Source organism: Thalassospira sp. MBR-102, from assembly GCF_040549275.1.
In the GTDB taxonomy this organism is placed as follows: Bacteria; Pseudomonadota; Alphaproteobacteria; order Rhodospirillales; family Thalassospiraceae; genus Thalassospira; species Thalassospira xiamenensis.
The window spans coordinates 48,338-63,233 of record NZ_JBEPTC010000005.1; the positions used below are offsets into that span (position 1 = coordinate 48,338).

Here is a 14,896-nt window from a genome sequence, read left to right on the forward strand (position 1 = left end):
CTCGCCCCCAGCTTTCGGTGACGTCAGGCGCTGATAACCATACCGTTATCAAAACCAAGTTCGTTGACGATATCGGCCAGGAACGGGGAAGAGACCGGCCCGTCTTCCAAGACAATCGCCACTTTTTGAGACGGGGGAGTTCCTGTCGCCGAACCTTCCCATCCAAGAGCATTACCCAATGTCGTGCCGTCCATATTCCCGACACCCCCGGCAAAGGTTGATTGCGAAAGATCGTTGGTAGTTCCGTTAAAAATATTGTCGAAATACAACAGATCATCTGTTCCGAAAGAAGTAAGAGCAATATTGCCTGAACCATTCACGACAATACCGTCACTGCTTTCGGTCCCCGCATCCGAACTGGCATCCTGCAGAACATAGACGATCGACCCAACCGATGCGTCTGAAGAGACACTCTGCCCAAGTGTAAGTGTTGCATCTCCAAGATTGCTGATGTCGAGCCAATCGCTGCTGTCTTCAAGCCCTCCGGCAGATGTCATAATCTGCGAGGCTGCCGCTTGCGATGCATCTGTGGTTCCAGACTTTGGCGTAACCGTACTGAAGGTCGCACTAAGTGCCGAGGACGTTCCACTATCCGCCCCAACCAGCAATCCGTCGGAAATCGTCAGGGTATAGTTCGACGACAGATCCAGATCATAGGCCGGGTTGAGGGTCAGTTTATCACCGTCAATACTCAGAACATCGGCAAGGTCAACCGATGTCGAGGTGCTGCCATTGTCACCCGACACACTGACAGAGGAAATATCACCGCTGCCATCCACCGTGATCGTGAATATCTGGGTGTTGTTCTGGGTTTCGCCTCGATAACCCGATGCCGTGCCGTCCGTCAGGGTGATGGTGTAGGTTCCCGCCTGATCGGTGAATGCAACATTCTCGCTACCGCTCACCACAAGGTCTGAACGCACATCAAGATTGGTCACACCCTGCACCGCTGTGCTAAGGGACAGTCCTGCCGATATCGAAATATCGACATCTTGCGTGACGGTCAAACCACCACTATCGGTCGCCGTGATCGTGACAGTCGAGGTTCCCGCCGCACTTGGCGTTCCCGAAATTGTGCCATTCGAGGCAATGGAAAGACCATCCGGAAGGCCGCTGGCGCTAAAGGTCAGGCTATCACCATCATCCACATCGGTGAAGTAGGATGCGATACTGGTTGAGAACGCCTGGTTCGAATATGCCGAAAGATCCGAGATATCAGATGCAATTGGCGCTTCATTGACGTCATTAATAGTGAGGTCGATACTCTGTTCGGTACTGTTTCCGTATGCATCGGTTGCAGTGACCGAAATGAAGTAAGCGTTATAGGTCTCATAATCAATTGAAGCACCATCTTTCAGGCTGATTTGTCCCTGATCGTTGACCGTGAACAAGTCAGAGTCCAAGGTGGTCGCCACGCCCGACCAGCCTTCAATAGTTCCAATTGAGTACGTAACAGATGCGTAGTCAGAAACCTGAAGTGTCGCAACCACACCCGTCGAATTTTCATCAACACTATATGTTGTTTGATCGAAGGTCGGATCGCCATCGTCAACGGTCAGCCCGCTCAAGGAAACCGCATCAAACCCGGTATCAATCGTCATGCCGTTAAGGGTCATGGTCGATTCATTGGGATCGAGTGAGACAAGTGAAATTTCGGTTCCTGTCGCATTGGTTGGTACCGTGACGGAAAAGGTCATCGCTCCTGTACCAAATGCAACCCAAGTACCGGTCACCGTTTGCCCATTGATATTGAAGGTTGCCGTTGGATAACCGGAGCTATCACCAGCAAGGGTTACCGACATTGAATTGTCGTATGCCACACCGATCTGTAGCGTATCGCCCTCGGATACGACAGTTTCTCCGTAGGGCAAATAAATGGATGTAGGGGTCCATCCTGCAACCACGTCAATTTCAAGGTCCTGGGTGACACTTACTCCCGCGCCATCCGTGGCGACAACACGCACAACAATAGGATCACTGGTACTGGTAACCGTGGAAGGGGCTGTCTGGCCGGTCGCAACCGAAATGACCCCGTCAGACGAAATGGTCAACCAGGATGGTGCAGCCGAACCGTCGACTGCTGTCAACGTGTAGGTGAGTGTGCCATTGGCCGTGGTACTGGAATCGGGGTCTTCGAAATAACCGTCAACATCGAAGATTTCAGCGCCGGCACTTGCCGACACCTGAACTGCGGCATCATCAAAATCATACGCCACAGTCGGTGCTTCGTTGACATCGGTGACATTGACGGTGACCTCCCGATAAGAGATTAACCCGGCAGCATCTGTTGCGGTAACGACAAGATTATAGGTGCCATCGACACTTTCATAGTCGATTGAGGCGCCGTCCTTGACAGAAATGTTGCCGTCTTGATCAATTTCGAACAACGGATAGCCGTTGTTATCCACTATGACCCCCTCAAGGAGACTATAGGTAATGCCGTTCGCATCCGTGGCCGCCACGGTGCCAAGCAAGCCCGAGCCGCCTTCTGAAATCGAGAAACTGTACGTGTCTTCCTCGAACACAGGCGTGCTGTAATCAATGATGACGTCATCGACATCCATATTGATCGTTTCGGCGACTGGTGCACCATCAAGGGTCGGGTTCGCGGCGCCATAATCAATGCTGACAAGTGTGACATTCCCCCCCTCGGCAACGCCGGTGGGAAGGGTAAGGACGAACACGGTAGAGTCCGATGATCCAAGCTCACCTGAATAGTCTGTGACTATTGTCGCTGTGTATTCTTGTCCGTTGATGTCGAATGTTGCTGTCGCCGAAGTGCCCACGTTATCCAAACCGTCAACCCCTGACGGCGCAGTGATCACGACATAGTAGCTTGTGTTTTCAGTAAGCGTTGTTACGGCAACCTCGCTCGTATCATAAAACTCAACCGATGTCGGGACCCAGCTTGAGACAACGTTGACATTCACATCCTGATAGACGCTGGCCCCCGCACCGTCAGTCGCAACAACGCGAACAACCAATGAGGAACTGGTGTCTGTCGAAGGTGCTGTCTGACCGGTTGCAACCGCCAATTTACCATCGGAGGTTATCGTCAGCCATGATGGCACCGTGGACCCGTCAGCCATTTGCAGACTGTAAGTCAGCGTTGCGTTGCTGGTGCCGCTGGTGTCTGCATCCGAAAACGCGTTATTGGAAACCAGATCATAGAGTTCCGTACCAGCCGCCGCGCTGGTTTGCACATTCAGGTCGGCAATATCGGCACTGACTGTCGGCGCAGTGTTGGTAAGCTCGATATCGAAGTCTGGACCATAGGCGGTCTGGTTGCCCGCAGCATCCGTCACAAGGATAAGCAGCGAGACCTGACCATCGCCAAGGGCATCAATGTTAGCGACAGAATCATCTGACGACAGATAATAGGTAAGACTATTGGTGTCGATATTTACAGACCAGTCCGTTCCATTAACCGTTGCCGTGATTGTGTTGGTATAAACCTCGGTCGAGGAGCTGTTTGGCGCACTTCCGACCAGGGTAACGGTGACCGACACAATGTCTTCATCTGACAGGGTTCCGGCCAAGGCCAAAACGCCACTTGTCAGGTCGCTGCTTTCAATGACCCCGGACAGATCAGTAGAAACAGTTGGGTCGGAAACAGTTCGATCCACGGTCACAGTATATCCGGCTGGACCACCGGTGTTGCCATTTACGTCTGTTGCCGACACCGAGATCGAAATGGTCCCGTCATCAAAGCTGCCCAGATTACGTGTGGTCGACCAGGTACCATCTGATTGCACGGTTGCAGTTGCCGTCAGGTTTTGGGCGGCTCCTCCGGAAGTCCCGGTAAAGGTAACGGTAATGGTTTCCCCGACCGCAATTTCACTGGTATTGACACTGCCGGAAATGGCAAAGGCCGACGCGGCCTCTTCTTGTGAGAGCAGAGTGTCGTAACTGTCGACTGTAATCCCGGTCACATTGGTATCAAGAACAATGTTCTGGCTGCTTGATACCGTGTTTCCGGCCGCATCCGTGATGCTGACCCAAAGGGTGTAGGACCCGTCATCCAGATTTGACAAAAGAGAGGAAGGCAGGACAGCATTCTGACCGCTCAATATGCCAGACGTCGTGTAAGTTGCTTCACCCGCGTCATTATTCTGCTGAACAATATTTCCATTTGCATCGCGGACCTCAACCGTCATCGTGACTGTTTCGCTGCCAGTCAGCGTGATTTCGTAATTGTCCACTCCATTGGCATTAATCGTGGAGGAATCATCGAAACTGATTGCTCTGCCAACTTCCGTATCGACAGTAAAACTGAAGTCAACTGACGAGGTAACAGTGCTATCATCATCAACCTCAGCTACCTGTGTAACAGAGACGGTGTTGATGCCTTCAATGACGCCGTCACTTCCGACACCCGTCAAAGTGACAGACCATCTACCGTTAGCATCAACGGTGACGGATGTTTGTGCGACATTATCAGGTGTCGTCAGGGTAACAGTGGCACCCGCCACACCTGTGCCGGAAATTACGAGACCATCGGCATTGTCTGATGCATTGGTAACACCATCTGCGTTTGCATCCTCGGCTTTTGCCGTCCAACCATTTTCCTTCAACTGCTGAGAAATAGCTGCTTTGTCTTCACCAGCTGCCTTGGAAGCGATCGAACTGACAACGTCACTCAGAGTTTGCGTTCCAGTTGATGACGGAAGCTCTGTTGTATCGGAAAGAACATGGCTTGATCCCGACTGCGCGGTCTGCCCTGACAGCTCGGAAAGCAATTCGTTGATTGCATCCTCAGTTGTTGAAGGTGCTGTCCCCGACAGAATTGCGTCAATCGCAATAGCAACACTTTCAGCGAAATCTTCACCCTTGTCATTTGCGTAGCTCTCCATGAGAGCCAGTACAACGTTAACCGCATAGGTCGCTGATTCGGTAACCGCGGTTGACATATAGTCGTAAGAAGCGAGATCAACCTCATCGGGCAACAGGAAGAAATCACCTACGATTTCCAACGCCTCGGCAAAGGTAATATCATTCGTACCATCAGCATCCCCGCTACGAAGTGAAACAAGTGCCGTAGCGACCGCGTTAACAGGCGAGATCACTGACGCGCTACTATCTACGACAATGGTAAAGTTGTTCGCCAAACCGGTATCTGTATTTGTCCCTCCGACAACCACAATGTTCCCCGTGTCATTGGTTGACAGGGAATATTTGCCATTTGCATCGGTTGTGGTGGATGCTTCTCCGTTATCAAGTTGACCATTACCATTCGCGTCGAGAAATACGGTTGCATTTTGCAGGTAGCCGTCAATTGCGGTTCCTGTCAGCACCTTCAGAGCACTACCGCCCGCAGCCGCAGCTGAGGAACCCCCACCGCCACCCAGACCAACCGCCGCGCCGATACCCGCACCGACAACACCGATCACGCCAAGTGGAAGTCCCCATCCGCCAAAGACTGACGGGGTGTACTGCGCAGTCTCACTCACAACAGATACACCAGAAGCAGAAGAGGAAACAGTTGAAGCGTTTGCAAGCTCAACCGCGGAATGGACATCAGCTTCACTTGCGCTCGAAAGCCAAGTGTTGTCGAGCCACGCAACTTCCTCAACCGGGCCCGGCACAGCATCAAATTCCACGCCTTCCGAGTTTGAAGCTATATCCAGAGGAAGCTCCTCCTCAGAGAGGAGTTGTTCTTCCTCCGCACCATCGCGCCCTTCATCACTTGCAAGATCGCCGCTTACCTCTGCTTCACGTTGTTTGGTAGTACGGTTTTCGAGTTCCTCTTGCTGCCGCTTCTTTAGCTCCAGCAGCCTTAGCTCAGCCAGTTGCTCTGCGCTCTGTGCAGCGGATACATTGCTTACCGCAGCGACTTCTGCTGATTGAACAGCCTCGCGGGTCGTCTTGGTGTTTGGGTTCTTGCTCATACTGTTTAACTCCTAATTTCTCATTCCATCTGGGGTGATCGCCTTACGGCATTCACCGCTCGGTGAAGGCGACATCCAGGGTTTTGAATACTGGCTTGGTCAAGTAACTCAGAAGGGTCTTGTCGCGCGTCCGCACTTCGGCAATCCCTGTCATGCCTGGGTTGATTTTGATTTCTGAATCATTGGCTTGCTTGTCACGAGGAGAAATCTGCCCGCTCCGACCTAGCTCGATATAAACTCGGTAGTACTTGACCTCGCCACGGCTAGCGTCCTTTTGGGTCAGGGCATCCGGGCTAATATACGCCACAGTCCCATCAACCTTTCCGTAGATTGAATAATCGTAGGCATCCAGTTTCACTTGGGCGGGCAGTCCAAGTTCCAAAGGCGCAATGTCGCTTGGTGCGAATTTTGCCTCAAAAATCAGCCGGTTATCGGTCGGTAAAATTTCAAGGATCGGATCGCCCGGCTTCAAAGTCGCACCAAGCGTCGTAATGCCAATATCCCGAACGATCCCGTCTTGAGGTGCATAAATATCAGTGTTATCGAGAATAACCTTACGCTCCCTCATCAACTCTAGCTGGGCTGCGAGTTCCTCGTCGGCCTTCGCCATTTCGGTCTGTGCCTCTTGGAAATACTCATTTTGCTGGTTGATGATTCGCCCGGTTAGTTCAGCCACTTGCTTCTCAAGACGAACAACCTGAGCCTGACCGACATCACCATGTTTAAGCAGGGGTTTGGTCATCGCCAATTCCTGCGTCGCGAGTGACCGAAGTTTTTTGAGCGCCAGAATTGATTCCTCAACGGCGCGCTTGCGCTTCTCAAAAAGGCTTCGCTGGTTTTCGATAAACTGTGGCCAAGCAGAGAGGTTCTGGGGGAAATTCACTTCCGGGTGCCCGTAGACTTCAGCTTGAAGCCTCGCAAGGCGCGCCTGCACAGCCGCCACCTTGTTTTGACTGTCATCGTATGCAGCTTCCGCACGAGTTTTGTCGAAGGTCGCAATAAGCTGCCCTTTATTGACAATCTCTCCCTCGGTTACGAGCAAAGAACGAAGGACCCCTCCATCGATACTTTGCACCACCTGGGTGCGCTGTTCTGCGATGACCTGTCCTTGTGCGCGGGCCAACTCGTCAAGCTTGGTAGCGGAGGCCCAACCCACGAAAGCTCCGGTTCCAACGACAATAATGACAATGATTGCCATCGAACCAAACGGACCTCTTCTGACGCGAGACACCGATGACGATAGATGATGATACGGCATGCTTTTCCCCCTCAATTCAATTGGCCAATTCAGCACTTGCAACCTCAGGCTCGACTGCCACTGCTGTGGCTCCTGTCTTCTTGTTCCTGAAAGTGGTTGTCTCACGCCGTGGTGGTTTCAGTTTTGCAAGGATGTCATTCCTGGGACCATCAAGGACAATTTGCCCGTCAGGTCCCAATACGATCAGTCGATTGATCAACGACAACAAAGCAGGTTTATGCGTCACGAGAACGAGTGTATCGCTCTCTCCCAAGCGCTCAGAGAATGCCGCTATACATTTGGCTTCAAACATTTCATCCATTGATGCTGTCGGTTCATCCAGCAACCAAACCTGAGCATCAGATAGGATAGAGCGCGTCACGGCCACCAACTGAGCCTGACCACCGGACAGTCCGCTTCCGCCTTCGTGAATTGGCAGATCCAGGCCTTCATGACGCCCGGAAATCATCTGCATGAGGCCCGTTTTTTCGGCCACCTCGACCAATTTCTGATCATCTATATGTGGCAGGCCAAGGGTAAGGTTCTCGCGCAAGGTCCCCCCGAAAAGACGGGTTTGCTGCGGCAGGTAAGAGATCAGTTCAACCCGGCGACTGGGGTCTATGTGCTGAATATTGACCCCGCCCACCAGTAGATGCCCATGTGACGGCGCACATTCACCAGAGAGCAATTTCAGAAGGGTGCTTTTGCCGCAACCGACTGCCCCGACAATTCCTACTTTCTGCCCTTCACCGATATTCAGCTTGTCGAAGGACAAATAAGCAGGCTGTCCTGCATAGGAGAACTCTACCCGGTCAAACTTGAATTCCGGCTTGATGACCTCTGGAACGAGCGGATGGGTAACAGATTGGTTTTCGATGGGTAGCTGGTAAAGCGCATCCAGATTTTTTAGCGATGCTTTTGCGTGCGCGGACTGGACCAAAAGCCCCGGAATCATGTTTATCGGGGTTAGTATACGTCCCGACAAAATGCTGCAGGCAATGATTGCACCAGTCGTAATACCGCTACCTGAGACCGCAAGATATGCCCCTGCAGAGACAAGTAAAACATAACTGATTTGCTGAATGGCGCCCGCGATAAAGGTCGAGACCTCACTTAGACTCTTTGTTTCAAGTGTTTCTGCTACTGTTTGCTCAGAAAGCGAGTGCCATTTATGTGCAAAATACCATGCTGATCCCGTTGATTTCACCACCTCAATGTTACGGATAACCTCAACCAACTGTCCCTGGCGCTTGTTTCCGACAAGGTTTTCTTTCTGAGTGTGACTTTCGATCGCCTTTCGGAATGATAAACCACACAGAATGGCTACGATGCAGGCTATCAAAGGAATTGCAGCAAGAACTGGTCCCGCCAAGAGGAAGATTACTGCCAGAAAAATTATGGCAATCGGTGCATCAGAAAGAAAATAGGTCGTCTTTGCTGTGCGATAACTTCGAATTGTCTCAAAACCACGGACTTGCGCGGCAAGAGTCCCGACAGATTGCGGAAATGCATCAAGACGCACCTTTAGCAATCTCGCAAAAACGTGCCTTGCACAGGTCACATCGACGCTTTTGGTCATATGGTGCACAAGTGACGCACGTGCCGTTTTAAGCAAAAATTCGACAATTATGGCACCTGTCACGCCCGTCATTAAAACAACCAGTGTCGGAATTCCGCCAGTAGCCATAACCCTGTCATAGACTTGCATACTAAACAGAGATGTTGCGAGCATAAGCAAACTGGCAACAACTGAAGACAGGATGAAGAAATAGATCCAAGAACGCTCAGAAGAGACGGCCTGATCGATATCGTCACTCGCCGAAAGCGGGGCATGCTCTACAATACGGGAAGCAGCTGGCAGAAATTTAGTACCTTCCGGCCACTCATCCACAACTTCTCGTCCCTGAGGCCCCTCAACAAGCCAGCCACCGCGGTTATCTCGATCATAAACGATCCAATAGCCGTGCTCAGGTACCATTGCGAGCAATGGTACCTGGTTTTCCCGTGCCACTGCCGTCCAGGAAGGCGCAACATATCCGAGGCCCTGAAAAAGCTTGATCGGTCCAGACAGCACCTCTTTTTCCGGCGCTGCAGATCCCTCAATTGCCAAAATTTCGGAAATTTTCCGGCGAGACAGCTTTTGATTTGCTCTCACAAGCCCCGGAAGGCGTTGACCAACCCACAAAAAACTGCTGGAAAAAAGTGCCTTTTCTTGTGGCGACATCTGCTTGACAGAGGAAATGTTAACCATTGCCAAGACCTCCAACTCTTGCTTTCAGTCGAAGATGGTTGGTGGCAACCCTTATCGACGCATTTGCCCTCGTAATCTCCAGCTCAACCTTTTCCCGAACAGCGTTAAGCACTTCCAGCCAAGACTTTTCACCGACAAGAAATTGCCTTCTGTAAGACTCCAGCACCTGCGAGGTTGAAACGATTCCGATATCCGCGTTTTCCAGGAAATCACGTAACGCTCGATAGGAGTGCAGCTCTGAAAGAACCTGCGCCCGCAGATCTCGCTCTGCAGATGCGACATCGAATGTTGCGGATTCCGCTCGCGCTTGAGCAGCGATCACACCTTCAAGTTCGCCAACGCCACCACTTAGCGGATAATCAAGACCAACAAAAAATTCAGCGTCCCCATTTCCCTTAAGATCAGTTACAGAGTACTGAGCTTGGGCATAAATTGTCGGGTACAGACTGGTTTTCGAAATATCGGCTTGCAACAGGGCAACGCGATACGCGGAATTGCTGGATTTAATGTCGGGACTAAAGCTCAACGCTGCCGAGACGGTTTCTGCATCCAGATCTACGACCCGTGGTGGCAGGTCCTTCTTTGTGGGTAGAACAATATAACCTGCCTCAACGGGCAGGCCCGTGATCAAAGTAAGTCGATCCAATGCAGACTCTTCCGTCGCGGTAAGAGTAGCCACATTGGTTTTCATTGAGCTGAGACGGGTTTTCACAACCTCGATCTCAATCTCGGACGACAAACCCGTTCCGACGCGACGCTCCATCATGCTTAGCAACACGCCAAGCTGGGCGATGCCATCACGATAAATATTGATGCTTTTGTCAGCTATCAACGCAGTCTCTACATCATTAATCACCTGAAGAGACAGCTGCAATTGAATGGATTTTTCTTTCAGGGTCGTTACGTATGACTGCTCTTTTGCCAGCTCGAATTGATTAGAAATACGACCGGCCGACCATATTGGCTGACGGATGTAAAATGTTGCATAGCTGTCATCCCCACCACCTTCTGCCTCTACACCGGGTGCAGGAAAGAACCCTTTAAACTTGCCCCATACATCGGCCTCTGCTGCTTCTTTCAGCATAAGGCTACTGCGAATCTCCGGGCTAACACGCAATGCCTCGGCGATCAGCTTTTCAACTGTAAAACTATGAACTTGCTGAGCTTTGGCGCTCACTTCCTGCGCCATCAGAAACACGCAGGCAAGAACCGAAGCCCACATGCACCGCCTCGTAAACCGAGACGCTTTAAAAAAAATCATTACCCCCTCCAAAGGTCAGGCGATAAATAAAACGCCAACCATTTGGAGAAATAAAATCACTTCATCAAGCAAATGTCATTGTCACAATAGTAAAATAAAAGAAATAATATGAAACAATAAGAAAAGAATGCAAACAACATGAAATAAAAATTCACAATTAGAAACAATAATAAATACTCAACTATAAGTAGCAAATAAAAATACAAAAAAATACTTACACCATGCGGATAACAGAATTTTTATGTTCCCTTTTAGACATTAATTGATAAATTTCGAAATGTTCCACACCCAACAGACCCAAAAAACAAAAATAATGAAGCTTGGAGACAAGATAATGGTCTTAAAAGAAAATATAATACTGATATCTTTATTCATATTTCACTCATATGTAACAATAACGCTATATGCTAATAAAAACGGGATATTAGACATATGGAGCAATCACTACAATAGAACTCAGATAAAATACGTCGTATATTCTTCGTTTATTTTGACTGCAATGACAGGCACAGCAAACAATGAATTATACAAGATTTATGCAATTATAATAACAATATCCATTTCAATTAACTCATGCATATTCATTTACCATCAAGTGATATGCGCAGGACTAATAATTACAAACTCAGCTCTATCTGGACTACTATACATATCCACAATCCGCTATCATGACCCAACTTATTACACTGGTCATATTGCGCTTATTATTTGCTCTATAATTTGTCTTTACCGCATTCTTGGACCTGATGAGCGATTTGAGAGGTCCGACCTTCCTGCCCGACTGTTTATTGGCAGCCCTTGCATCGCAATATTAATCCTAAGCACAGATAGCATGCTGAACAGCGCGGCTCTGCAAGATGAATTCTGGCGACGGCTCAACACAATCGGCACGCCCGCCGCCCCCTATCCATCACTAATCATCAACGAATTAATACCAATCGCCGCCTTTTCGATCCTGGCGTCAATCCCCCTGATCACCGCTTTCTATATTCATAAGGTGATAAAATTGCGTCTCCATGAACTAAGTGAGACCCGGGAAAAGCTCGAGAAGGCCCTAATCGAACAACAAAATACGACTGCGATGCTATCCCATGAATTCTGCGGCCCATTGGCATCAATCAGCGCCGCGTGCCAGCTTATCGAGTATAGCGGCAAGCACTACGATGAAGAGCTATACACTGAAATAAACAGAATCAAACGAACGACGAACCGCCTCGCTCAGCTTTCAGAAAGCTGGTTAACTGATGGGTTTGCAAGACTTTCAAGCTCAAGCAACACCACAGAGACATTCTCGCTACGCGACCTGCTTGGTGAGCTGGCAACAGAATACAGATGTGAATTAAGCCCCCCTCCGATGAGCGCTCGGTTTTCTGGCGATAGGAACACACTTCTCATTGCCCTCTCAAGCGTAATAGAGAACGCAAGAAAATATTCTGGCCCACAAGGTAAAGTAGAAATCAGATGTGAAACTCAATCAAATGTCGAACATAGAATGAAATCAAAAAGGAAGGCAGAGATATACATCACTGACGACGGACCAGGAATAGAACCCGGACATGAAGAAAAAATATTTGAGAAATACTACAGATCAAAATCCACAAAACATAAAAAAGGAAATGGAATTGGACTTCACATAGCAAAATCATGCGTATGGTCCATTGGAGGAACAATAATTGCATACAACAATAAAAAAACAGATGGATGCACTTTCAAGTTTACCATACCTCTATCATAGTAACCTTACTTTCCTTAGGAGATTAAAGAACAAATGTCTAAAATTACATCAATAATTGTTGATGATGATGACGATTTCCGGTACCCAGTGAAACTATATCTTGAGAGGAATGGATTTACAGTTCGGGAAGCATCGACAATTCAGGAACTTCGTACCATTAGGCAAAATTTTGCAGCTGACGTTATCGTACTTGATATCAATCTACCGGGCGAAAGCGGCCTCTCTGCCTTGCGTGAATTATGCGAAAACCCTGACTTGGGGGTCATTCTCGTTTCTGCACGGAAGGGCCCAGCTGACCGCGTGCTGGGGCTCTCTCTTGGGGCTGACTATTATTTGGAAAAACCCATCGACTTCAAGGAACTTGAAGTCATAGCCCGAAAACTAAGCGAAAGAGTGAGAAGTCACCCCCTTGAGACAGAAAACTCCTGGATATTTGATGCTGACGAATGGACACTCACCTCACCGGAAAACGAGAAGGTAAATCTTTCCGCGGCAGAATATACGATTGTTGCAGAATTAAGCTCCAAAGCGGGTGAACCGTTGTCGAGAGACTACCTGTTAAATTGCATGAACAACTACAAGAACGTTGGAAATGATAGGACCTTGGATGTTCTGATTTCTAGATTGCGCAAGAAATTCTACAAAACCAAAGCACCTTTACCTCTGCGATCAGCACGCGGGCTCGGATATATTTTTCCAGATGTCAAGGTTCATGGACGCATCAGAAAACTTAGTGCCTAACATTACTACTGAAAGCTCCTAGGTGCGTGCAGCCGCGTACCATGAGCCAGCAAATGGCAACGGCGCCAAATATCAGAACGGCATAGATCAGATCGAACATGGGATCCTGTAGTGTTCGCATTAACCGCTACAGGCCAGGGCTCAGCCCCCCCCCCCCCCCCTAGAGCAGAGTGGTCGGACAGCCCCCTTCTTCCACCAAGGCCAAACGCACTCGCGGGTACGGCAGCAACCTCTTGCTTTAATGGCTACGTTGTCAATTACAATGTGCTTTCCGGGATAACCAGCAAAGCTAAAGTAAATGACCTCGCATGTAACAATATTGACCGCCATTTTTCGCAATCATTACGGCGTCCGTCACACACAAATTAGGAGATAGACCTCCCCCCAAAAAAACAATTGAACCCGAGCAGAATCTCGACACGACTGCTACTGGAAGGCTGAAGGAGTATAGGAAAGTGGTAGGCCCGGAGGGAATGGCAGAACTCCGATTTTGCGAAACAAATCAACAATCATCTGCCCCACGGCAAGACCAAACAAACCTGAATTATATCAATATGTTAGTCATATGATGCCCCACGATAACAAGGGGGTTAATCGGCTTTTGAACGGAAAACAGCCATTGTTTTCTTAATTGCATCGATTAGACCAAGAGCAAAGCCTTGATGATAGTTAAGCGCACCTTTTTCGTGGAAGTATCTAAACTCAACAAAACCGTCATTGATCAGCTTTAACTGGTTACGATAATCCGTCCAGTTAGCACCGTACTGACCCTGCATATGCGTAGTAAAAACTTGATCTCGAACTTCCCAAGGCAGCTTATCGAATAGCTTTTCAATCTCGTGACCACCGACCGTCTGGCCAAAAACTTCATGCAACGCCTTTAAATACAGCTCGACCGAAAACGCCAGACAAACGAAATCAACCACACCTGTCGGCATCTCATTCGCTCCGGATATCTGTGATAATGGAGGCAAATGAGGATTTTCCTTATTCCAGGAAACGGCGCGATTTTGTCTCTTACGAAGCTGTTCCTTCTCATGCTTTTTAATCACATGATATGCGTTGAGGAAGGCCTCCGCTTGTAACTCAATCAACATCATCACACTCCGCTGTTTAACTTTGACGGAACAGCGACAGTACAAGTCTTTCGCTTGTTATGGTCTGTCAAAATCTGAGGCCATCGGAAAAAGGTAACAAGAGTAACAACTATATAAGTTATCTATCTAACTATCTATAAAGTATAAGAAAATCAGCACACAAGAAAAGGTTGCAATAGAGTTGCAAAAGGTAACGATGTTACCTTTCCATAGAGTTGCAAAATGAATAAAGAAAACCGTTTTATATCAATAATGTAACCTTTTTCCACTTGGATTGTTACCACGTGTTACTTTTCAGGGTAACGCCATTTCACACATAAAATCAGATACTTAAGTCATGATCTTATAGGCTGTAACGCCTGTTACCTTTTTCCGACGCGAAAACCAGAAATGGACCTGAGCAGTGCAACACACCAGATCCCCCTGTCAGACAGTTGATGCAAAACTGTGCCGAGAAATGCAGAACTTTTTCTGTTTTAAAATCCCTGCAAACTCCTGTCCGCCATTGGCTTCAACGCACATTCTGCATTGCAGAATTTTCGACACATAAAGAGCGAAGGCGTGGCGGGGGGAGACTGCGATTTTTTGGCTGTTTTACCCCCTGCCCCCCCCATTCTGATCAGGCGGGAAGTTGGATAGCATGACCTGCAACCAACACTACCTTAAATAGTATATGCCTCATGTGT

7 protein-coding genes are annotated in these 14,896 nt (G+C 48.9%); 2 read left to right on the forward strand and 5 right to left on the reverse strand.

Annotated features, from left to right (window positions below; all coding sequences use genetic code 11):
• Nucleotides 1-23: 23 nt before the first annotated feature.
• Genes ABIE64_RS10695 through ABIE64_RS10710 form a run of 4 tightly spaced genes read right to left on the reverse strand, consistent with a single transcriptional unit; the run spans nt 24 to nt 10,598 of the window.
• The gene (locus ABIE64_RS10695) at nt 24-5,888 is read right to left on the reverse strand and encodes a beta strand repeat-containing protein (RefSeq protein WP_354377413.1); all 5,865 of its coding nucleotides are present in this window, start codon (nt 5,886-5,888) and stop codon (nt 24-26) included.
• A 52-nt stretch (nt 5,889-5,940) separates the two neighbouring features.
• Nucleotides 5,941-7,146, reverse strand: coding sequence for a beta-barrel domain-containing protein (locus ABIE64_RS10700; protein WP_354377414.1), 1,206 nt, complete (start codon nt 7,144-7,146; stop codon nt 5,941-5,943).
• A gap of 16 nt (nt 7,147-7,162) precedes the next feature.
• Nucleotides 7,163-9,376 carry an ATP-binding cassette domain-containing protein gene (locus tag ABIE64_RS10705; RefSeq protein ID WP_354377415.1) on the reverse strand — a complete coding sequence of 738 codons (2,214 nt, stop codon included), beginning with the start codon at nt 9,374-9,376 and terminating at the stop codon, nt 7,163-7,165.
• Nucleotides 9,369-10,598 carry a TolC family protein gene (locus tag ABIE64_RS10710; RefSeq protein ID WP_354377416.1) on the reverse strand — a complete coding sequence of 410 codons (1,230 nt, stop codon included), beginning with the start codon at nt 10,596-10,598 and terminating at the stop codon, nt 9,369-9,371. Before ABIE64_RS10710 ends, ABIE64_RS10705 begins: the two co-directional genes overlap by 8 nt.
• A gap of 316 nt (nt 10,599-10,914) precedes the next feature.
• Here ABIE64_RS10710 and ABIE64_RS10715 point away from each other — a divergent pair, with 316 nt between their 5' ends.
• Entirely contained in the window at nt 10,915-12,372 is a 1,458-nt protein-coding gene (locus ABIE64_RS10715; protein ID WP_354377417.1) for a sensor histidine kinase, read from the forward strand.
• A 33-nt stretch (nt 12,373-12,405) separates the two neighbouring features.
• On the forward strand, nt 12,406-13,113 hold the full coding sequence (locus ABIE64_RS10720; protein ID WP_354377418.1) for a response regulator transcription factor: 708 nt from the start codon (nt 12,406-12,408) through the stop codon (nt 13,111-13,113).
• Between the two features lie 590 nt (nt 13,114-13,703).
• Here ABIE64_RS10720 and ABIE64_RS10725 read toward each other — a convergent pair.
• Nucleotides 13,704-14,213: a HEPN domain-containing protein gene (locus ABIE64_RS10725; RefSeq protein ID WP_354377419.1), complete on the reverse strand. Its 510-nt coding sequence runs from the start codon at nt 14,211-14,213 to the stop codon at nt 13,704-13,706.
• Nucleotides 14,214-14,896: the final 683 nt, after the last annotated feature.